This is a genomic window from Microbacterium sp. NPDC090007, from assembly GCF_044748345.1.
Classification (GTDB): domain Bacteria; phylum Actinomycetota; class Actinomycetes; order Actinomycetales; family Microbacteriaceae; genus Microbacterium.
The window spans coordinates 58,322-79,363 of the sequence record NZ_JBIVFV010000001.1 but is presented as its reverse complement, the minus strand read 5'-3'; the positions used below and the strand labels follow the sequence as shown (position 1 = coordinate 79,363).

The window sequence follows — 21,042 nt, the reverse complement described above, 5'->3', positions numbered from 1 at the left end:
GGGGAGACGCGACCCGCGACCTCGCCGCTCGGGAGGCGACGCGGCGCCGGCGGACCGGCACCATCGCGGGTCACGCCGGGGGAGACGTGACCCGCGACTTCCGCGCTCAGGACTCGACGCGGCGCCGGCGCACCAGCACGGTCGCGGTGACTCCGGTCGCGAGCAGGAGCGCGGCGCCCGTGACCCAGAGGGTTTGGGTGGCGGCGTCCCGCTGCGCGGCGTAGCCCGCGGTTCCCGACGGCACGCCGCCCGGGTTGGTGTGCGCGGTGGGCACTTCCTGCACGGCGAGGGCGAGGTTGCCGTCCTCGGCGCTGCCCCAGGCGTACACGACCGTCAGCGTGCCGTCTTTGACGGTCACGTCGGCCGGGCCGATCACCGGGTCGGTGGTCCCCGCGAGGGCGACCGCGGCGGACACCGTCCCCGCGGGCAGGTCGAGCGTGGCCTCGTCGGGGTTCTCGAGGCCGCTCACCACGGCCGATCCACCGGCGAGGACGTCGACGGCCGGCGCGGCGGCGGTGTGGCGGACGGTCAGACGGCCTTCACCGGCCTTCGTCGCGCTGATGTCGTTCGTGAAGCTGTTGAGGGCGGGCGTCCCCGATGCGTCGAGGTTGGCCACCGCGGTGTAGCTGGTGTTGGCCGCCAGGGTCAGGGTGACCGGTCCCAGCACGGGGTCGCTGGCGTCGGCGGCGTCCGCGGCGGTGATGGCGACGACGTGGTCCCCGGCGGGCACGTCCAGCGGTCCGGCCAGGGTCCCGGGAGTGAAGTCGTCGAGGGTGAGGGCGCCGTCGACGTAGACGTCCACCGTCAGGTCGGGGATGGCGTGGAGGACCGACAGGTCCGCCGTGGACGATGAGATGGCCTGGGCGGGCAGGGCGACGCCGGCAGCCAGAACGAGACCGGCGGTGAGGCCGGCGGTGAGAGTCTTGCGCACGATTTCCTCCTTGGCGAGGGCGGCTGTCCGCCCGGTTGTATGTGTTGTTCCGTCCCCGGGCCGCGCCTGGATGCAGGTCGCGCATCTTTTCTGATCCCCTCCGACGCCAGAGGCCGCGCTCCACCCGCGTGAGTCGTCAGGATCTGTCGCCGCCGCGGGCGGTGGAGCGACAGATCCTGGCGAGTCACACGGGTGGGGCCGTGCACGAGCGCGGGTGGGAAACGTGTCGGCAACACCGCGCTGAGTAGAGTCGACGCATGGGTGACCTGTTCGACGGTTACGGCTCCACGCTGGCGCCGCGCAAGACCGCTTCCGGCATCCCGGCGTACGACGAGATGTTCGGCGTCCCGGCCCTCCCCGGAGACACCGCCCCCTCTCGCCAGGCGTACCGGGAGCTGTACCAGACGCTCGCGCAGATGACCCAGGAGGAGCTGCGCGGCCGCACCGAGTCGCTCGCGAGTTCGTACCTGGCGCAGGGGGTGACGTTCGACTTCGCGGGGGAGGAGCGTCCTTTCCCCCTGGATGCCGTGCCCCGGGTCATCGCGTACGACGAGTGGTCGCGCATCGAGGCGGGGGTCAAACAGCGCGTCCGGGCGCTCGAGGCGTTCCTCGACGATGCGTACGGCAATCAGCACTGCGTGCGCGACGGCATCCTGCCCGCCGGTCTCATCTCGTCGTCGCAGTATTTCTATCGCCAGGCCGCCGGCATCCGCAGTGCCAACGGCGTGCGCATCCAGGTGTCAGGCATCGACCTCATCCGCGACGAGCACGGCGAGATGCGCGTGCTCGAAGACAACGTGCGCGTGCCCTCGGGGGTGTCCTACGTCATCTCCAACCGCCGCGTCATGGCCCAGACGCTGCCCGAACTCTTCGTCTCGATGCGGGTGCGCCCGGTCGGCGACTACCCGAACAAGCTCCTCGCGGCCCTGCGCGCCTCGGCGCCGCCCGGGATCGACGATCCGAACATCGTCGTGCTCACCCCGGGTGTGTACAACTCGGCGTACTTCGAGCACACGCTGCTCGCGCGCCTGATGGGCGTGGAGCTCGTCGAGGGCCGTGATCTGCTCTGCATCGGGGGCAAGGTGTTCATGCGCACCACCCGGGGCCCCCAGCGCGTCGACGTCATCTACCGCCGCGTCGACGACGACTTCCTCGACCCGCTGCAGTTCCGGGCCGACTCGATGCTGGGTGCGCCCGGGCTGATGCTGGCTGCGCGCCTGGGCAACGTCACGATCGCCAACGCGGTCGGCAACGGCGTCGCCGACGACAAGCTGCTCTACACCTACGTGCCCGAGCTCATCCGCTACTACCTCGCCGAAGAGCCGATCCTGAAGAACGTCGACACCTGGCGCCTCGAAGACCCGGGCGCCCTCGAAGAGGTCCTGGACCGCCTGCCCGAGCTCGTGGTCAAGCCGGTCGACGGCTCCGGCGGGAAGGGGCTCGTGGTGGGTCCCGACGCCTCGCCCGCCGAGCTCGATGCGCTGCGCACACGGCTGAAGGCCGACCCGCGCGGCTGGATCGCCCAGCCCGTGGTCATGCTCTCGACCATTCCGACGCTCGTCGAAGACGGCATGCGTCCGCGTCACGCCGACCTGCGGCCCTTCGCCGTCAACGACGGCGACGACATCTGGGTGCTCCCCGGCGGGCTCACGCGCGTGGCCCTGCCCGAGGGGCAGCTCGTGGTCAACTCGAGCCAGGGCGGCGGGTCGAAGGACACGTGGGTCGTCGGCGGCTCGGCCCCCTCGCACGTCGAGTACGGCCAGGGCAACGGGGTCTCGGGGCTGGTCGCCGATCAGGCGGCCGTGACCGAGGCGATCCCGATCATCTACGACGGGCAGCCCGCCCCCTCCACCTCGCCGCGCGACCCCCGCCCGGGCGGCAAGGAGCAGCAGGAGCAGCAGCAACAGGATGCCGCCGTGCAGCACGGCCCGCAGGCCGAGCAGCAGCAGCAGGCGTGCGACGAGGTTCCCGACCCTTCGGCGGGCGCAGAGACCCCGGAGGTCGGCTCATGCTGAGCCGCATCGCGGAATCGTTGTTCTGGATCGGGCGCTACATCGAGCGCAGCGACGGAACCGCCCGCATCCTCGACGTGCATCTCCAGCTGCTGCTGGAGGACCCGTGGATCGACGAGGACACCGCGTGCCGCTCGCTGTTGAGCGTGATGGGTTCGGCCTGGCCCGTGAACGTCGACACGGTGCGCCGAGACGACGTCCTCGCCCGCCTGGCCGTGGACCGCATGAACCCGTCGAGCATCGCCTACTCGCTCACGGCGGCGCGCGAGAACGCCCGCCGCGCGCGCGAGATCGTCTCGACCGAGCTGTGGGAGATCCTCAACACCACCAACTCGCGCATGCCGCGACGTCTGCAGACCGACAAGGTGCACGAGTTCTTCCAGTGGGTGCGCGAGCGCGCCGCCCTCGCGATCGGCATCGTCGACTCGTCGACGAACCGCGACGAGGCCTGGCAGTTCTTCACCCTCGGGCGCAGCATCGAACGCACCGACATGACCGCGCGGCTGCTCGCCACCCGTTCGCTGACCGAGGTCTCGGGTCCGTCCTGGACCACGATCCTGCGCTCGTGCGGTGCCTACGAGGCGTACCTCCGCACGTACCGCGGCATGCCGAGCGCCCGCAATGCGGCGGAGTTCCTGCTGCTGGACCGCCTGTTCCCGCGCTCGATCATCTACTCGATCCAGCGCGCCGAGGACTGCATGAGCGCGATCGACCCCCGCGCGGATCGCGTGGGCCACTCCAACACCGTGCTGCGTGCGCTCGGGCAGATCCGCAACGACCTGGAGTACCGTCCGGTCAGCGACATCCTCGCCGAGCTGCCCGAGCACATGCAGCGCGTGCAGACGGTGACGCGCGAGGCGTCGGAGGCGATCCGTTCGCGCTTCTTCCCGACGCAGGCCGAACCGTCGTGGATCGGAGAGATCTCATGAAGGATGCCGTGACCTCGGTCCGCGATCAGAGCCGGGGAGGTCGGCGATGAAGCGACTGCGCATCGAGCACCAGACCGGATTCGTGTACCCGGGCGACGTCGTCGCGTCGTACAACGAGGCGCGCATGCTGCCGCACTCCACCGACAGCCAGTTCGTGCTGAGCTCTTCGCTCGACATCGAGCCCTCGACCTCGGTCAATCAGTACGTGGACTACTTCGGCACCCGCGTCGCCGCGTTCGACGTGCTGTCGCCGCACTCGTCGCTGACGATCACGGCGCGCTCGCTGATCGAAGTGCGCCCGCGTCCCATCGAGCACGCCGACATCACCTGGGAGCAGCTCGCCGCCGAGGCGGAACGATCGATCTCGACGGTGGAGCAGCTGACGCAGACCCGCCGCACGACGCCGCACGCCGAGGTGGCCGAGCTCGCCCGCTCGATCGCGGCCCGGCACGATCGGCCCGGCCCCGCCGCGCACGCGATCGCCGAAGCGATCGGCGATGCGATCGAGTACATGCAGGGCGTCACGGGCGTGACCTCGACCGCCATCGACGCGTGGGAGGCGCGCAAGGGCGTCTGCCAGGACATCGCGCACATCGCGATCGGGGCGCTGCGCGAGGTCGGCATCCCCGCCCGCTACGTGTCGGGCTACCTGCATCCCAAGCCCTCCGCCGAGGTGGGCGAGGCGGTGACGGGGGAATCGCACGCGTGGGTGGAGTGGTTCGCCGGGGACTGGCAGGGCTTCGACCCCACCAACAACATCGAGATCGGCGACCGTCACGTGCTCGTCGGCCGCGGTCGCGACTACAACGACGTGCCGCCGCTGCGCGGCGTGTACGCGGGGCCGGGCAAGAGCAATCTCAAGGTCAAGGTGACGATCACGCGCGAGACGTGAGAGTCGAGCCCCGCACCTGTCGAGCGCTCGGCTGGTCGGTCTCGCGCGGGTGGCTCTCGCCTCGCCGCGGTCGTAGTCTGTGGTCAGACCACGCGAAAGAGAGACCTCCATGGTGCAGCGACAGCTCCCCAGAGTCGGCGAGCTCCTCGAGCTCATGCAGTTCAAGAAGCCCGAGCTCGACGCGCGCAGGCGCCGCCTGGACGCGGCGCTCACGATCGCGGACCTGCGCACCATCGCCCAGCGCCGCACGCCGAAGGCGGCTTTCGACTACACCGACGGCGCCGCCGAGGGCGAGATCTCGCTCGACCGCGCCCGCCGGGCGTTCGAGGACGTCGAGTTCCATCCCGATATCCTGCGTCCGGCCGCCGACGTCGACACCTCCTGCCAGATCCTGGGCGGGCCCTCTGCCCTTCCCTTCGGCATCGCCCCCACCGGTTTCACGCGGCTGATGCAGACCGAGGGCGAGACGGCCGGGGCATCCGCGGCGGCCGCCGCCGGCATCCCGTTCACCCTGTCGACCCTCGGGACGACGTCGATCGAGGGTGTGAAAGCCGCCAACCCGGTCGGTCGCAACTGGTTCCAGCTCTACGTGATGAAGGACCGCGACATCTCGTACGGTCTCGTCGAGCGGGCCGCGAAGGCCGGGTTCGACACGCTGCACTTCACCGTCGACACCCCCATCGCGGGCGCCCGCCTGCGCGACAAGCGCAACGGCTTCTCGATCCCGCCGCAGCTGACCGTCGGCACCATCGTCGACGCGATCCCGCGTCCGTGGTGGTGGATCGACTTCCTCACCACCCCGAAGCTCGAGTTCGCCTCGCTCAGCACCACGGGCGGCACCGTCGGCGAGCTGCTCAACGCCGCGATGGACCCCACGATCAGCTACGACGACCTCGACGTCATCCGCGACATGTGGCCGGGCAGGATCGTCGTCAAGGGTGTGCAGAACGTCCAGGATGCCGTGCGCCTCATCGATCGCGGCGTCGACGGCATCGTGCTCTCAAATCACGGCGGTCGTCAGCTCGACCGCGCCCCCATCCCCTTCCACCTGCTGCCGAAAGTCGTGCGCGAGGTCGGCGCGGACGCCACCGTCATGGTCGACACCGGCATCATGAACGGCGCCGACATCGTGGCATCCATCGCCCTGGGCGCGAAATTCACCCTGATCGGCCGGGCTTATCTGTACGGCCTCATGGCCGGCGGGCGCCAGGGCGTCGACCGCACCATCGCGATCCTGCGCAGCGAGATCGAGCGCACGATGACGCTGCTGGGGGTGTCGTCGCTCGACGAGCTCGAGCCGCGCCACGTCACGCAGCTCACCCGCCTGGTGCCGGTGGGCGAGCGGGGGGTCGACGCGCGGGCGTGACGCGTCGCGTCAGCGGCAGTACGGTCGGCCGAAGCCCAGGAGGGCTCCACCGATGGAGACGGATGCCGTCGACTCGGCCGACCAGGTGCGCCCGACGTTCGTTCGGAGCGTGACCGAGGAGGTCGACAGGATCGGCCAGGCTCCGTACGGGATGCGGATCGAGCGCTGACCCGGCTCGATGTCGCTGACGACCACCCGCCCGTCGGCGAGCAGGTCGAAGCCGCGGGGTTCCCACCCGTCGTAGGTCCACGAGAGCACGGCGCTCGAGAACAGGCCGTCCTCGCAGCGGAGGTCCTGCGGCGCTGTGACGCGTCCGGCGGTGACGAGGGCCGAGGCGGCGGCTTCGTCATGGAAGCCCGCCGCCGCGGGAGTGGAGATCACCAGGGCCCCGAGGGCCGCGACCGCGACGACGACGGCACTGGTGCGCAGTGCGCGCGAGCGGGGGGATGCCGATCTCCTCTGCACCCGCAGGGCCCGGCGCGTCAGCGGGGGAGCATCGTCGATCGGGGCGACGGCGGGTGCCGGCTCACGCAGCGCCCGTCGTGTCAGCGGGCGAGCCCCGTCCATCGGGTCGACGGACGCGCGCGGGGCCCGCCGTCGCGAAGAGCGGGCGCGCACCGGTCCGCCGGCCGCCGGGGACCCGGCATCCCCGTCCTCGTCGTCGGCGACGTCGTCGTCCCCGCGGCGGAGCGCGAGGACGACGCACGCCGCGAAGAGCGCGACGGTCAGCGCGAGGGGGACCAGGGCTCCCGAGCGCAGCCAGACGATCGGAAGACCCACCCACGGCACGCAGAGCACCCCCACGCCCCGGACCGCGTCGGGGCGCAGCGCCGAGCTGTCGGCACGGGGGTTCGCATCACCCTTGGTGATCAGCGCCCCGTCGGGGCGCAGCTCGGCGACGCGGTGCAGGCGCAGACGGTCGGGCCGGTCGGGATCGTCGGCCAGCACGACCCGTCCCGGCACGAGGTCCTCGTGCGGGACGGGCCGCGCCACCACGACGTCTCCCACGTCGATCGACGGCGTCATCGACGCCGTCATCACGGTGGTCGGGGACCACCCCAGCACGGCCGGAGCCGCCGCCCAGCACAACAGCGCCAGCGTCAGCGCCACGACCGCCCGCGCCGTCGCCACCCCCGCGACGAGCAGGAAGCGAGCGGAGGGCACGGCTCAGCTGTTCTGTGCTTCCCAGACGAACGAGGTCGCCGCAGTCGCGCCCTGTGCGCTGTTGGGGGCGTCGTCGGCGAGCTGCCACGTGATGCGGAAGGTGCGCGTCTCCGACCCGGAGCCGGAGGGGCTCCAGGTCGCGGCGCCGTCCGCGAACGACGAGTGGGCGGAGGTGAACGCCGACAGCCGTCCGTCGAACACCATGGTCTGCGCGGTGAAGCCGTCGCACGTGCCGTACCCGCCGCCCGTGCCCTGCTCGACGATCAGCGAGAGGTGCTCGGACAACCCGTCCGCACCCCCCGGGGCGGCGTAGAGCCGGACCTCCGAGGCCAGCGAGCCCGTCGACGTGACGGCGATGCAGTTCGAGCCGCCGTCGCCGGGCTTGGCGTCGGGCACCGAGAACAGCGCGCGCTCGGCGTCGTCGTCGCCGAGCTGGACGCTGCCCGCGGTCCAGGTGTTGCCCTCGTTCGAGGTCGTGCTCGAGAACGCCGCGTAGGAACTGGTCGACACGATGAGGCCCGCCGCGACGACGGCCGCGGGAAGGGCGATCGCGGTGGCGATGCGAGACGAACGGCGAGTGAACTTCGGCATGATGGATCTCCCCACAAGATCGGTGCGAAAGGAACATTGGCACCGTAGGGAAACGCCCGAGGCGGCGCGCGACACGCCCGAGGGTTGACACGCCGGCCGGGGCGTGGCATCCATGCGTGCGAATGCACCCCCGCAGGTCGGGAGCGGTGCGTGGCCTCGGGCTGCCCTCGCGGCGCCGAGCGCCCGCACCCACGGTGAGCGTCGAGGCCGGACCGCGCGTGCTGAACGCCGCCGCCGCCTTGGACCCGTCCGCCCGTGCACCGGCGGCCGGGGGGGTCAGGCCCCGTGTCGGGGCCGCGGCGTGGCCCGCGGAGCACGCTCACCCGGCGGCAGGGGAATGGGCGTCGTCCCCGCGATCTCGTCGCTGAAGTCCTCGGGCTCGGGCGTCACGGTCGCGATCGGCCGCGTCTCGTCGACCGTCAGACGGAACCGCTTGGTCTCGTGGCGGTGCACTCTGCCCGAGGCGAGCGTCCAGGCCACACCGATGCCGCACGAGATCAACGCCACCGCGGCCGCCAGGGCGATCGCCGTCCGCGGGCCGAACTGCGCGGCGACCGCGCCGACGATCGGCGCGCCCACCGGTGTCCCGCCCAGCAGGATCGCCATGTACAGCGCCAGCACGCGTCCGCGCAGCGACGGATCGGTCGTGGTCTGCACGTACCCGTTCGCGGTGGTGAGCGTCGTCACGACGGCGAAGCCGGTCAGCACGAGGGTGGCGGCGTAGGCGGCGTAGCTGGGGGCGAACACCGACAGGGTGGATGCCACGGCGAAGCCGCCCGCGCCCAGCACCACCACGCGCATCCGGGCGCGATCGCGGCGCGCGGCCAGAAGGGCGCCGGCGAGCGAGCCGATCGCGACGAACGAACTCAGCAGTCCGAAGCCGTCGGCGCCGCGACCGAACTCCAGCGCCATGGTGGAGGCGAAGATCGGGAAGTTCATGCCGAAGGCGCCGAGCAGGAACACCATCACGAAGATCACCACGAGATCGGGGCGGTGGGCCACGTAGCGGAAGCCGTCGGCCAGCCGGGCCGGACCCCCGCGCTTGTGGTGCACGACGAGTTCGTGCGGGCGCATGAGCAGCAGGGCCGTGATCATCGCCAGGAACGTGAAGGCGTTCACGAGGAACACCCAGCCGGTGCCGACCGCGACGATCATGAGTCCGGCCACGGCGGGACCGATGAGCCGAGCGGTGTTGAACGATGCGGCGTTGAGGGCGACGGCGTTCGAGGCGTTCTCCTGCGCGACGAGATCCGACACGAAGGCCTGGCGCGCGGGGTTGTCGAACGCCGTCACCACGCCGAGCGCGAGGGCGAATCCGAACATCATCGGCAGCGTCATCGCCCCGGTCAGCAACAGGATGCCGAGCGTCACCGCCAGGACCAGCAGCGCCGCCTGCGTGCACATGATGAGCCTGCGCCGGTCGAATCGATCCGCGACCCATCCGGTCACGCCCACCAGCAGAAGGGGCGGGGCGAATTGCAGCGCCATGGTGACGCCCATGGCGGCGGCGTCGTTGTCGGTGAGCTGCGTCAGCACCACCCAGTTCTGGGCGGTGGCCTGCATCCAGGCACCGATGTTGGAGACGAGGGCCCCGATGAACCAGACGCGGTAGTTGAACACCGACAGCGACCGGAACATCGACGTGCTCATCTGTCGGCCACCTTCCTCATGATCACGGCGGCCCGGGCCAGGGTGTCGCGTTCTTCGGAGGTGAGCTCGGCGAGGGCCTCCTCCACGAAGGCGTCACGACGGCGGACGGTCTCGTCCACGATCGTGCGCCCGAAGTCGGTGAGGTCGATCGTCACGCGCCGACGATCGACCTCGTCGGGGATGCGGGTGACGTACCCGGCATCCTCGAGGAGTGACACCGTGCGGTTCATCGACGGGGCGGTGACGCGTTCACGGTCGGCCAGCTGGCCGAGCGTGTGCACGCCGTGCACCGTGAGGGCCGCGAGGACGGCGAACTGCCCGTCGCTCATGGTGTCGACGGCCCGCTGTGCACGGAGGCGGCGGGCCAGGCGGAACGTGGCCATGCGCAGCTCGGAAGCCGCGGCGCTGAAGTCATGACCGTGGTCGGGAAGGGGGGATTCGTCGACGCGATCGTTCATGTTCCTGTTCGTGAGCCTAGCTCATTAGCCTTGCTAAGGGAATGGGTGCCACGCTCCCCGGCCCCCGGTAGCGGGAACCGGCCGCCCGTCCCGGGGCGCCGCGCCCTATGCTCGCCCCATGCCCGAGTTCGTCGACGCCTACGGCATTTCCATCGTCTATGACGTCCACGACGCGGTCGCCCCGCGCGGGGTCGTCCAACTGCTGCACGGCGTCGGCGAGCACGCCGGGCGCTATACCGCCCTGATCGACGCCCTCGTCGCGGACGGCTTCACCGTCTACGCCGACGACCACCGCGGTCATGGCCGCACGGGCCTGCGGCAGCACGGCGGCGACCATCGCAGGCTCGGGCGGCTGGGTCCGGGCGGTCTCCGCGCCGCGCGCGAGGCGGTGTGGACCCTCACGCAACGCATCCGCGACGAGCATCCCGACCTGCCGCTCGTCCTGCTCGGGCACTCGTGGGGGTCGTTCCTCGCGCAGATGCTGCTGGATCGGCATCCGGATGCCTATGACGCGGTCGTCCTGAGCGGCTCGGCCCTGCGCTGGCCCGGGGCGCTGAACGCCGGCGACCTGAACGCGCCGTGGAAGCACCTGGGCGGGTCGGGCATGCAATGGCTGTCGAGCGACGAGCAGGTCGGTCGCGATTTCGTGGCCGACCCGCTGACGACCTCCGAGCCGCTGATGAAGCTGTTCGGACCGATCGAGGCGGCGAAGCTGTTCGGTCGTCCGCGCCGCGACCTCGGTCGTGACGTGCCGATGCTTCTCATGGTCGGCCGCGACGACACCGTCGGCGGTCCGCGCAGCGTGCATCTGCTGGCCGACGCCTACCGTGCGCGGTCCGGTCTCACCGATGTCACGACGCTCGTGTACCCCGGGGCGCGGCACGAGATCTTCGCCGAGCGCATGCAGGCCGAGGTGCGGGCCGACCTGCGGGCGTGGTTGGACGCAAGGATCGCATCACGCGCGTGACGCGGGTGCTGCTCGGCGGTCGCGGCGAGGACGTCTCACCGCGTGCGGACGGCGCGGGCAGCGGTCGGGGTCACCCCGCCCCCTCGTGGATCGTGTGCGCGGCCCGAGCCGACACCGTCTGCAGGACGCGCAGCACCCGCCGGACCGCGGCGTACGCGAGGGCGTCGGGGCGTGCGAGCACGTCGACGTGACGCATGAGCGGCAGATCGACCAGGGGACGCAGCACCATGCCGTCGACGGCGAGCATCCCCGCGGTCGTGCGCGGCAGCACCGCGATCGCCGCACCCGCGCGCACCACCTCGGCGGTGACCGAGAACTCGTTGACGCGGTGCGCGATGCGCAACGGCCGACCCACGTGGGCGGCGACGTGATCGAGCACGCCGGCGAGCGGGAAGCCCTCGTGCACCGACACCCACGACTGCTCGACGAGATCCTCGGCGTGCAGCCCTGCGCGCGTGGCGAGCGGGTGATCGGCGGGCAGCGCGATGTCGAGCGGTTCGCTCAGCAGTGCGACCGCGGTGACGCGGTCCCGCGGCCAGGGCTCGTCGTGCGCCAACCGGTGCGCGATGACGAGATCGTGGTCGGCGGTCAGTCCCGGGAAGTCGCGATGAGCGACGTCCGCGTCGGCGAGGTGCAGCGGCGGTAACCCCGCGGTCTCGCGCAGCAGGGGACCGAAGAGCGTCAGGGCCGCGCTGTGGAAGCCCGACACGCGCACCGGACGATCGTCGGCGTCGAGGTAGGCGCCCACGGCGTCGCGGGCCGCGGTCAGAGCCTCGTCGACCCGGGTTCCGGCGGCGGCCAGGGCCTCTCCCGCCGGCGTGAGCACGAGCACGCGGCCGCGTCGCACGGTCAGCGGGACGGGCACGTGGGCCTGGAGGGTCGCGAGTTGCTGCGACACCGCAGAGGCCGAGACCTGCAGCGCGCGGGCGACGGCGGCGACGCTCCCGCGGTCGCGCAGTTCACGGAGCGTCCGCAGATGGGTGACATCCATAAGCCAGAACTTACGGCACGATCAAGGAACTGCCCGTTGTTCTTGCGTCCGCCCGCCGCGCATCCTGGCTCCATGACCCGCCGCGTCCCCGAACTCGTCGTCGACGTCCTGCTCGTCGCGGTCGCCGCCGTGTGGGGCGCCAGCTTCCTCGCCGCCAAAGAACTGGTCGCCGAGACGGGCGTCGCCTCGGGGGTGGCGCTGCGCTTCGTCGTGGCGGCACTCGCCCTCGGCATCCTGTGCCTGGCCCGCCGAGAACGGATGCCGCGCGGTCCGGGACTCGTCATCGCCGCCGTGCTCGGCTGCTCGCAGGCGGCGGTGATCGGCCTCGAGACCGCGGGCGTGCACCTGACCTCGGCCACGAACGCGGGCCTTCTCATCAGTCTCGCCCTCGTGTTCACCCCCGTACTCGAGAGCGTCGCCGCGCGGTCGTGGCTGCCGCGGTCGTACTTCGTCGCGGCCGTGGCGGCGGTGGTCGGGGTGGCCCTGCTCGTCTCGGGCGGCGGAGTGCGCGCCCCGAACCTCGGCGACCTTCTCATCGTCGCCGCCGCCATCGTGCGGGCCGTTCACGTCACCGCCAGCGCTCGCCTCACCCGGAACCGCCGCGACAGCACCCTGGCCGTCGTGCTCGTGCAGATGATCGTGTGCGCGGCGCTGTCGTCGGCGATCGCCGGCGCCGAGCTGCCGCGGGCGGTGGCGGGCCTCTCGCCCGCCGGATGGGTGGCGGTGTCGTTCCTCGGGGTGCTGTGCTCGGTCTTCGCGTTCGTGGTGCAGCTGTGGGCCGTGCGGCGCACGTCGGCGACACGGGCGAGCATCCTGATGGGCACCGAACCGGTGTGGGCGCTCGCCGTGGGCGTCGCGCTCGGCGGGGAGGCGTTGGGCCCGGCGGGCGCGGTGGGCGCCGCATTGCTCGTCGCCGCGTCGTATGCGGGCCAGGCGATCGAGCGGCGTCACCGTCTCTCGGTCCACACGCGGGAGTCCGCGGCATCCGTGCGTATGCCGGGTGGTCCCGAGAGGGTCGGCGCGGCCGGGCCGCCGTAGGCTGGGGTCATGCACGGCGAGTACAAGGTCCCCGGCGGCAAGCTGGTCGTCGTCGACCTCGAGGAGCGCGAGGGCCGCATCCACGGCTTCCACCTCGCGGGCGACTTCTTCCTCGAGCCCGACGACGCCCTCGACGACATCGACCAGGCCGTCAACGGTCTGCCGGTGGAGTCCGACGTCCCCACGATCGCCGCGGCGATCCGCGCGGCGCTCCCCGAGGGGGCGCAGCTGCTCGGATTCACCCCCGAGTCGGTGGCGACCGCGATCCGTCGCGCCCTCGTGACCGCGCCCGGATGGGCCGACTTCGAGTGGGAGGTCGTCCACGACGCCCCCGTCTCGCCCCGGATGAACCTCGCCCTCGACGAGGTGCTCACCATGCGCGTGGGGGCGGGGCAGCGCAAGCCCACCCTGCGCCTGTGGGAGTGGAACGAGAGCGCCGTCGTCATCGGCTCGTTCCAGTCGCTGCGCAACGAGGTCGACCCCGAGGGCGCCGCGAAGCACGGCTTCGACATCGTTCGCCGCATCTCGGGCGGGGGCGCCATGATGATGGCCGCGAACTCGATCGTGACGTACTCGCTCTACGTCCCGGCCTCGCTCGTGGCGGGGATGACGTTCGCCGATTCCTACGCCTTCCTCGACGACTGGGTGCTGCAGGCGCTGCGCTCGCTCGGCATCGATGCGGTCTATCAGCCGCTCAACGACATCGCCGGGCCGCACGGCAAGATCGGCGGCGCCGCGCAGAAGCGCCTCGCCAACGGCGGCGTGCTGCACCACGCGACCCTCAGCTACGACATGGACGGACAGGTGCTCACCGAGGTGCTGCGCATCGGGCGCGAGAAGCTGAGCGACAAGGGCACCGTCTCGGCCGCCAAGCGCGTCGACCCGCTGCGCAGCCAGACCGGTCTGCCCCGCGATCAGGTGATCGAGCGTTTCATCCAGACCTTCACCACGCTCTACGGCGCGACCGAGGGACACATCACCGACGAGGAGTACGCCGAGGCCGAGGCCCTCGTCGCCGCGAAGTTCTCCACCGACGCGTGGCTGCAGCGCGTCCCGTGAGCGCCGAGGTCCCCTCCGACGCCCCCGCCCCCGGCCGCGTCGACATCCACCACGCCGACAACCTGTCGATCACCCCGCGGTTCGCCGACGGCTCGTTCTCGCTCGTCTACCTCGACCCGCCCTTCAACACCGGGCGCACCCGTTCCAAGGCGGTCGAGTCCGCGACGTGGACGCCCCCGTCGGAGGACGAGGGGGATGCCGCCGAGCCCGAGCCCACGGCATCCCTCGACGATCCGAACATGCTGACGTTCCCCGAGGAGGAACCGCCCCCGGCGCCCGTGGTGCAGCGGGGCTTCCACGGGCGCGAGTACGCGCGGCTGCGCGGCGACCTGCGCGCCTACGACGATCGCTTCGACGACTACTGGGGCTTCCTCGAGCCGCGTCTCGTCGAGGCGTGGCGGCTGCTCGCCCGTGACGGCACGCTGTACCTGCACCTCGACTACCGCGAGGTGCATTACGCCAAGGTCATGTGCGACGCGCTCTTCGGTCGCGATCACTTCCTGAACGAATTGATCTGGGCCTATGACTACGGCGCCAAGACCAAGCGGCGCTGGCCCACCAAGCACGAGACGATCCTGGTCTACGTCAAGGATCCCACCGGGTACTTCTTCGACTCCGATGCCGTCGACCGCGAGCCGTACATGGCTCCCGGGCTCGTCACGGCCGAGAAGGCCGCCCGCGGCAAGATGCCCACCGACGTGTGGTGGCACACCATCGTCCCGACGACGGGGCGCGAGAAGACGGGGTACCCGACGCAGAAGCCCGAGGGCGTGCTGCGGCGCATGGTGCAGGCGTCCAGTCGTCCCGGTGATCGCGTCCTCGACATCTTCGCCGGCAGCGGCACGCTCGGCGCGGTGGCGGCGCCGCTCGGACGGCACGCGGTGCTCATCGACGACAACGCCGATGCGGTCGCGGTGATGCACAAGCGTCTGGAGGCCTTCGAGGCCTGAGGCGCGGCGTCCGTGGCTCGCGCGCGGTGCCTCGTCCCGCCCCTGCGGCGGCAGGGGTGGGACCTCTGCGGTCGTGACGCCCGCTTCGTGTCAGGCCCGCGAGGCGACCAGTGCGTCGACGAGTCCGGCGACCTCGTCCTCGCCGTTCGCGTAGGGGAGGACGGGGCGACCGCTCGTCGCGATCAGCACCCCCACGGGACGCTCCGCGCGCACGTCGAGAGCCTGGGCGAGCGCGCCGCCCAGATCCAGGGCCGCCCCGGTGCGCGGGCCGTCGCAGGCGCGGGCGGGAGCGTTCCACACCTGTCCTGTCCCCACGGCGTAGACGACGCGTACGTCGAGGAATGCCGAGAGGGTGTCGTGGTGGGCGTCGAGGAGGGCGGTCGTGCGCGTGCAGCGCTCGCAATGGGGCTGCGCGAAGAGCAGGAACTGTCCGCGCCCGCGGACCGCCTCGGTGACCACATCGATGACGAGGCCGTCTTCGCGGATCAGCCCGGGGCGCTGGGCGAGGACGTCCGGCGAGGGCAGTCCGCCGCGCCGACTCGCCCGAGCAGCGGCGAGGCCCGCGGCGGCGAGGACCCATCCCGCGCCCGCCGCGGTGAGCACCGGGACGGGGGAGGACCAGGCGAGGGCCAGCGCCGAGGGGGCGCCGACGACGGTGGCGCACAGGGTCGCCAGCAGGACGGCCGCGAGGGTGAACACGGCGTTGCGTCGCACCAGGAGGGCCGACACGGGGGTGCGGTCCCAGCGACCGAGGCACCCGCAGTCCTCGACGGACCCTCGCGTCGCGGCGCGCGCGACGATGACGGTGAAGCCGGCCAGGAGCAGGGTCGTGAGCACCGTCGCCGCGACCCGTGTCTGTCCGTCGCTGAGCAGCATCAGCAGCCCCAGCGTCGTCTCGACGAGCGCCACGGCCGCGACCGTCGTCCGGGGAGCCCGCGTCGGCAGCCGAAGAGCCGAGAGCGTGCGCGGCGCGTCGTCGAGCGCGACGAGCTTCGCGACTCCGCTCAGCACGAGGAACGGAGCCACGACGGCAAGGAGGGGGAGGGCGAGGAGGATCATCATGATGACGTGTCGCGCAGAGACGGCTGTTCCAGCCTCGACGACGCGGCCGGGGCGACGGCATCCTGGCGCTCGTTTTTCGTCCGGCGCAGCGATCGACTTCACCTGATCGCCGACGCATTCGCGGCGGAGGCGGTCTGCCGGCCCCGAGGGTGGTCGCACGCGCCTAGGGTGAGCCCATGGAATTCGGCATCTTCGTCCCGCAGGGCTGGCGCTTCGACCTCGTCGGCATCGACCCGTCCGAGCACTGGCGCGTCATGAACTCGCTCGCGCAGAGCGCGGACGACGGTCCCTGGGCGTCGCTGTGGGTCTACGACCACTTCCACACCACCCCCGTCCCCAGCGCCGAGGCCACGCACGAGGCGTGGACGCTCATGGCCGCCTTCGCCGCCGCCACCGACCGCGTGCGTCTCGGGCAGATGTGCACGTGCATGGGCTACCGCAACCCGGCGTACCTCGCCAAGGTCGCCGCCACGGTCGACGCGATCTCGGGCGGCCGCGCCGAGATGGGCATCGGCGGCGGCTGGTACGAGCACGAGTGGCGCGCCTACGGCTACGGCTTCCCGCCGATCGCCGAGCGGCTCGGTCGCCTGCGCGAGGGCGTCGAGATCATGCACCAGGCATGGACCATCGGAGAGGCGACCCTGGCGGGCAAGTACTACCAGGCCGAGGGGGCGATCGTGCAGCCCCGGCCCCTGCAACCCGGCGGCATCCCGCTCTGGATCGCCGGCGGGGGCGAGAAGGTCACGCTCAAGATCGCGGCGAAGTACGCCTCGTACACCAACTTCGGCGGGTCGCTCGAGGAGTTCGACCACAAGTCCGAGGTGCTGCGCGGACACTGCGAAGCGCTCGGACGCGATGCGGGGGAGATCACCCGCTCGACCAACTTCAACACGATCGTCGCCGCGACCGAGGCCGAGGCCTCCGACCGGCTGGACGCCGTCGTCGCACGCGTGCGCCCGCACGTGGGAGACGAGCGGGCGGATGCCATCGAGGCCGACTACCGCTCCTCCGACGGCTTCGGCACACCGGAGCAGATCGTCGAACGCCTCCGCGAGCGTGCCGAGCACGGCCTGGGTTACGCCATCCACTACTTCCCCGAGGCCGCGTACGACACCTCGGGCATCTCGCTGTTCGAGCGCGAGGTGATCCCGCACCTCTGACGCGGTCGCGGCCTCGCGCCGCGGCCCTGCGCGCGGCCGCCGCCTCGCGCTGCGGCTCTGCGCCGCGGCCCTTTCGGCGGCCGCTGCTTCGCGCTGCGGCTCTGCGCCGCGGCTCTGTCGGCGGCCGCTGCGATAAACGCTATTGCTGCCGAGACACGCGGTGCCGCAGCGTGTTTCGGCAGCAATCGCGTTTATCGAGACGCCGGCCCGCGCCGTCGCCTTGCCCCGCCGCCTCGCGCCGCCGGCCCGCGACGCCGCCTCGCGCCGCCGGCGCGCGCCGCCGCCTTGCCCCGCCGCCCCGCCGCCTTACCCCGCCGCCTTACCCCGCCGCCTTGCCCCGCCGCCTTGCCCCGCCGCCTTGCCCCGCCGGCCCGCGACGCCCCCCGCGCCGCCGGCGGGCGCCGCAGCGTCAGGCGTCGCGGCGCGCACCCTCCGACGGCGTGACCGTGAAGATGCTCGGGCGGCGGAACCCGGATGCCGCGAACGCGGCGTGCACGGCATCCGTCGCCGCGGAGAGGAGCTCGGCGGGGATCAGCGCGATGGCCGCTCCGCCGAAGCCGCCCCCGGTCATGCGTGCGCCGACGGCCCCGGCGGACAGCGCCGTTTCGACGGCGAGGTCGAGTTCGGGCACCGAGATCTCGAAGTCGTCGCGCATCGAGGCGTGCGAGGCGACGAGCAGGTCGCCGATCGCGGCGGGGCCGTCGGCGTCGAGAGCGGCGACGGTGTCGAGCACGCGCTGATTCTCGGTGATCACGTGGCGGACGCGGCGGAAGGTCACGTCGTCCAGGATCTCCTCGGCGCGCGGCAGGTCGTCGACGGCGAGGTCGCGCAGCGACGCGACGCCGAACGCCGCCGCCCCCCGCTCGCACGCCTCGCGGCGCTCGCGGTATCCGCCGGTGGAGTGCGCGTGCTCGACGAGCGTGTCCACGACGAGGATCGCCAGTCCCGCCTCGGCGAAGCCCAGCGCGACGGGTCGCGTCTCGAGCGTGCGGCAGTCGAGGAAGGTCGCCGCGTCGGTGACGCCGAGCATCGAGGCCATCTGGTCCATGATCCCGGTCGGCGCGCCGACGGCGTCGTTCTCGGCGATGCGGCCGACGCGGGCCAGGGCCACCTTGTCGAGGCCGGCTCCCCACACGTCGTTGAGGGCGGATGCCACGGCCCCCTCGATCGCGGCCGACGACGACAGGCCGGCTCCGACCGGGACCTCCGATGCCAGGGCGATGTCGACGCCGCGGGGCGCGGCATCCGGAGCCTCGTGCAGCAGGGCCCACGCCACCCCGAGGGGGTATCCGGCCCAGTCGAGGCCGCCGGCAGCGATGCGCGCGTCGAGGTCGGCGAGCGAGACCTCGATCGCGTCGTCGGCGAACGTCGACCGGACGCGGATCACGTCGTCGTCACGCAGCGCGACCGCCGCGGCCGTGCGCTGGGCGATCGCGAAGGGGAACACGAAGCCCTCGTTGTAGTCGGTGTGCTCGCCGATGAGGTTGGCGCGGCCGGGAGCCGACCACACCCCCACGGCGGGGGCGGCGAGAAGGGCGAGGGCGTCGTCGACGGCGGTCATGCCGTCACCTCCGGAACGGTGTCGAGGGCGGCGCGCAGGCGTTCGGCCTGCGATTCGGGGGTCACGTCGCCGATCCAGGCGCCCATGGCGGCCTCGGACCCGGCGAGGTACTTCAGCTTGTCGGCGGCGCGGCGCGGCGACGTGATCTGCAGGTTGAGGCGCACGGCATCCCGGCCCCGTCCGACCGGTGCCTGATGCCAGGCGGCGATGTACGGGGTGGGGGTGTCGTACAGCGCGTCGATGCCGCGCAGCAGCCGCAGGTAGAAGGGGGCGAGCTCGTCGCGCTCGGCGTCCGTCGTCTCGGCGAGATCGGCGACGTGGCGGTGCGCGAGCACGTGCACCTCGATGGGCCAGCGTGCCGCGAAGGGGACGAACGCGGTCCAGTGCTCGCCGCGCAGGACGACCCGCTCGCCGCCCTGTTCGAACTCGAGGATCCGCGCGAACAGGTCGTTCGAGGTGCGCGCGACCGTGTCGAGCAGGCGATGCGTGCGCGGGGTGACGTAGGGGTAGGCGTAGATCTGGCCGTGGGGGTGGGGGAGCGTCACGCCGATCTCCTGCCCGCGGTTCTCGAAGGGGAAGACCTGACGGATGCCGGGCAGAGCCGACAACGCCGCGGTCCGGTCGGCCCACGCCTCGATCACGGTGCGGGCACGGGTGCGCGAGAGCGAACCGAACGACCCCTCGTGCGCGGGGCTGAAGCACACCACCTCGCACCGGCCGACCGAGGTGCGGGTGCGGCCGAGACCGAGGTGCTCGAGGTCGTCGGCGCCGCGGGGCGGGTCGACGGCGGCGGGGGCGTCGCCGGTCGCCGAATCGAGGGCGGGGCCGAACGAGGGGGACTTGTTCTCGAACACGGCGACGTCGTACAGCGAGGGGATCTCGGACGGGTTGGTCGGCGTCTGCGGCGAGAGCGGGTCGAGGTGCGCCGGGGGGAGGAACGCGCGGTTCTGGCGGTTGGATGCCACGGTGATCCAGTCGCCGGTCAGCACATCCTGACGCATCGTGGCGGTCGTCGGTCGGGGGTCCAGCGCGCGCTGATCGATGGCGCGCTCGGGCCCGAGCGTGGTTCCCGGGTCGTCGAAGTACATCAGTTCGCGACCGTCGGCGAGGCGGGTCGAGCGCTTGACGACGCCGGCGCCGAGGGGCTGCGCGGAGAGGCTGTCCGTGTTCACGATAACACGCTACAGATCGGGCGTGATATCGTCAACATCCAGGGGGTGCGATGCGCGTATCGATGGCCGACGTGGCCGAGCGGGCCGGTGTGTCGGCGCAGACCGTGTCGCGTGTCGCCAACGGCAGTCCCCGCGTCGACCCCGCCACGCGCGTCCGCGTCGAGAGGGCCATGGCCGACCTCGGCTACCGCATGCATCGCGCCGCGCGTGCCCTGCGCACCGGCCAGACCTCCACGATCGGCCTGGTCGTGTCGACCCTCGCCTCGGTCGGCAACTCGCGCATGCTGCAGGCGATCTCCGAGGCGGCCGCGGCCCGCGACTACGCGCTCGCCGTCGTGACGGTCGGGGAGCGCGGCATCCACGACGCCTTCGCTCGCTTGCGGGCACAGGGCGTCGACGGTGCCGTCGTGCTGAACGAGGCCACCGATCTCGCGCGCGGCGTCGAGCCCCCCGCCGATCTGCACGTCGTGGTCGTGGACTCCCCGCCCGACCCGCGTTTCTCGATCGTGCAGACCGACCACGCCGGTGGCGCGTCCGCGGCGACCAGGTACCTGCTCGACGCCGGCCATGACGTGGTGCACCACATCGCCGGGCCGCCGGGCTCGTTCGCCGCCGCCGAGCGCGAGCGCGGATGGCGCGAGGCGCTGCGCGACGCCGGGGTCCTGGCGCCCGAGCCCGTCCGCGGCGATTGGACATCGGCATCCGGTCATGCGGCCACCGCCCGCCTGACGGAGTCGACCGCGATCTTCGTCGCCAACGATCAGATGGCGCTCGGCGCCCTGCGCGCCCTGGCCGACGCGGGTCGGCGTGTGCCCGAGGACGTCTCGGTGGTGGGCTTCGACGACATCGCGGATGCCGCGGAGTTCCGCCCGCCGCTGACCACGGTCCGTCAGGACTTCGACGCCCTGGGCCGTCGCGCCGTCGCCGCGCTGGTCGCCGCGATCGAGGGGAGCGCCCCCGTCGCCGAGACGGTGCCGGCGACGCTGGTGGTGCGAGCGAGCAGCGCGCGCGCCTGACGCGCGCTCGCCGACGCCCGCGGCGCGCGGGGCGCCTGCGGCGCGCGGGGCGCCTGCGGCGCGCGGGGCGCCT

19 protein-coding genes are annotated in these 21,042 nt (G+C 72.2%); 10 read left to right on the top strand and 9 right to left on the bottom strand.

Annotation, left to right across the window (positions count from 1 at the left end; translation table 11 throughout):
* Positions 1-106: 106 nt before the first annotated feature.
* Positions 107-931, bottom strand: coding sequence for a DUF4397 domain-containing protein (locus ACIPVB_RS00335; RefSeq protein ID WP_400365940.1), 825 nt, complete (start codon positions 929-931; stop codon positions 107-109).
* Between the two features lie 257 nt (positions 932-1,188).
* On the opposite strand from ACIPVB_RS00335, the gene ACIPVB_RS00330 reads away from it, so the two are divergent.
* From ACIPVB_RS00330 to ACIPVB_RS00315, 4 genes are all read left to right on the top strand, one after another.
* Positions 1,189-2,946 carry a circularly permuted type 2 ATP-grasp protein gene (locus tag ACIPVB_RS00330; protein WP_400365938.1) on the top strand — a complete coding sequence of 586 codons (1,758 nt, stop codon included), beginning with the start codon at positions 1,189-1,191 and terminating at the stop codon, positions 2,944-2,946.
* Positions 2,940-3,872 carry an alpha-E domain-containing protein gene (locus tag ACIPVB_RS00325; RefSeq protein WP_400365937.1) on the top strand — a complete coding sequence of 311 codons (933 nt, stop codon included), beginning with the start codon at positions 2,940-2,942 and terminating at the stop codon, positions 3,870-3,872. Before ACIPVB_RS00330 ends, ACIPVB_RS00325 begins: the two co-directional genes overlap by 7 nt.
* 46 nt (positions 3,873-3,918) lie before the next feature.
* The gene (locus ACIPVB_RS00320; RefSeq protein WP_400365935.1) at positions 3,919-4,764 is read left to right on the top strand and encodes a transglutaminase N-terminal domain-containing protein; all 846 of its coding nucleotides are present in this window, start codon (positions 3,919-3,921) and stop codon (positions 4,762-4,764) included.
* Between the two features lie 109 nt (positions 4,765-4,873).
* Positions 4,874-6,130 carry an alpha-hydroxy-acid oxidizing protein gene (locus ACIPVB_RS00315; RefSeq protein WP_400365933.1) on the top strand — a complete coding sequence of 419 codons (1,257 nt, stop codon included), beginning with the start codon at positions 4,874-4,876 and terminating at the stop codon, positions 6,128-6,130.
* Positions 6,131-6,139: 9 nt separating this feature from the next.
* On the opposite strand, the gene ACIPVB_RS00310 is transcribed toward ACIPVB_RS00315, so the two are convergent.
* The 4 genes from ACIPVB_RS00310 to ACIPVB_RS00295 all read right to left on the bottom strand — a co-directional run bounded on the left by ACIPVB_RS00310 (position 6,140) and on the right by ACIPVB_RS00295 (position 9,993).
* Positions 6,140-7,294, bottom strand: coding sequence for a S24/S26 family peptidase (locus ACIPVB_RS00310; RefSeq protein ID WP_400365931.1), 1,155 nt, complete (start codon positions 7,292-7,294; stop codon positions 6,140-6,142).
* Between the two features lie 3 nt (positions 7,295-7,297).
* Positions 7,298-7,885 carry a hypothetical protein gene (locus tag ACIPVB_RS00305; protein WP_400365930.1) on the bottom strand — a complete coding sequence of 196 codons (588 nt, stop codon included), beginning with the start codon at positions 7,883-7,885 and terminating at the stop codon, positions 7,298-7,300.
* Between the two features lie 276 nt (positions 7,886-8,161).
* Positions 8,162-9,535: an MFS transporter gene (locus ACIPVB_RS00300; RefSeq protein ID WP_400365928.1), complete on the bottom strand. Its 1,374-nt coding sequence runs from the start codon at positions 9,533-9,535 to the stop codon at positions 8,162-8,164.
* Entirely contained in the window at positions 9,532-9,993 is a 462-nt protein-coding gene (locus ACIPVB_RS00295; protein WP_400365926.1) for a MarR family winged helix-turn-helix transcriptional regulator, read from the bottom strand. The genes ACIPVB_RS00300 and ACIPVB_RS00295 overlap by 4 nt, the downstream gene beginning before the upstream one ends.
* A 118-nt stretch (positions 9,994-10,111) precedes the next feature.
* Between ACIPVB_RS00295 and ACIPVB_RS00290 the strand changes: the two genes are divergently transcribed.
* Positions 10,112-10,960 carry an alpha/beta fold hydrolase gene (locus ACIPVB_RS00290; protein ID WP_400365924.1) on the top strand — a complete coding sequence of 283 codons (849 nt, stop codon included), beginning with the start codon at positions 10,112-10,114 and terminating at the stop codon, positions 10,958-10,960.
* A gap of 70 nt (positions 10,961-11,030) precedes the next feature.
* Here ACIPVB_RS00290 and ACIPVB_RS00285 read toward each other — a convergent pair whose 3' ends face one another.
* Positions 11,031-11,951 (bottom strand): LysR family transcriptional regulator, encoded by a 921-nt coding sequence (locus tag ACIPVB_RS00285; protein WP_400365922.1) that lies wholly within the window; start codon positions 11,949-11,951, stop codon positions 11,031-11,033.
* Between the two features lie 72 nt (positions 11,952-12,023).
* Between ACIPVB_RS00285 and ACIPVB_RS00280 the strand changes: the two genes are divergently transcribed.
* The 3 genes from ACIPVB_RS00280 to ACIPVB_RS00270 are packed head-to-tail and all read left to right on the top strand — an operon-like array spanning position 12,024 to position 14,998.
* Complete coding sequence (locus tag ACIPVB_RS00280; protein WP_400365920.1) at positions 12,024-12,989, top strand: DMT family transporter; 966 nt, start codon at positions 12,024-12,026, stop codon at positions 12,987-12,989.
* 9 nt (positions 12,990-12,998) lie between these two features.
* On the top strand, positions 12,999-14,048 hold the full coding sequence (locus tag ACIPVB_RS00275; RefSeq protein ID WP_400365918.1) for a biotin/lipoate A/B protein ligase family protein: 1,050 nt from the start codon (positions 12,999-13,001) through the stop codon (positions 14,046-14,048).
* Entirely contained in the window at positions 14,027-14,998 is a 972-nt protein-coding gene (locus tag ACIPVB_RS00270) for a DNA-methyltransferase (RefSeq protein ID WP_400365916.1), read from the top strand. The genes ACIPVB_RS00275 and ACIPVB_RS00270 overlap by 22 nt, the downstream gene beginning before the upstream one ends.
* A 90-nt stretch (positions 14,999-15,088) precedes the next feature.
* On the opposite strand, the gene ACIPVB_RS00265 is transcribed toward ACIPVB_RS00270, so the two are convergent.
* Positions 15,089-16,060, bottom strand: a complete 972-nt coding sequence (locus tag ACIPVB_RS00265) for a MauE/DoxX family redox-associated membrane protein (protein WP_400365914.1) — start codon at positions 16,058-16,060, stop codon at positions 15,089-15,091.
* 176 nt (positions 16,061-16,236) lie between these two features.
* On the opposite strand from ACIPVB_RS00265, the gene ACIPVB_RS00260 reads away from it, so the two are divergent.
* Positions 16,237-17,220 (top strand): LLM class F420-dependent oxidoreductase, encoded by a 984-nt coding sequence (locus tag ACIPVB_RS00260; RefSeq protein WP_400365912.1) that lies wholly within the window; start codon positions 16,237-16,239, stop codon positions 17,218-17,220.
* Positions 17,221-17,629: 409 nt separating this feature from the next.
* Here the strand turns inward: ACIPVB_RS00260 and galK are convergent, their stop codons facing one another.
* Positions 17,630-18,781, bottom strand: coding sequence for a galactokinase (gene galK / locus ACIPVB_RS00255; protein WP_400365910.1), 1,152 nt, complete (start codon positions 18,779-18,781; stop codon positions 17,630-17,632).
* Positions 18,778-19,869, bottom strand: a complete 1,092-nt coding sequence (gene galT, locus ACIPVB_RS00250; protein ID WP_400368156.1) for a galactose-1-phosphate uridylyltransferase — start codon at positions 19,867-19,869, stop codon at positions 18,778-18,780. The genes galK and galT overlap by 4 nt, the downstream gene beginning before the upstream one ends.
* 134 nt (positions 19,870-20,003) lie before the next feature.
* On the opposite strand from galT, the gene ACIPVB_RS00245 reads away from it, so the two are divergent.
* Positions 20,004-20,969: a LacI family DNA-binding transcriptional regulator gene (locus tag ACIPVB_RS00245; protein WP_400365908.1), complete on the top strand. Its 966-nt coding sequence runs from the start codon at positions 20,004-20,006 to the stop codon at positions 20,967-20,969.
* Positions 20,970-21,042: the final 73 nt, after the last annotated feature.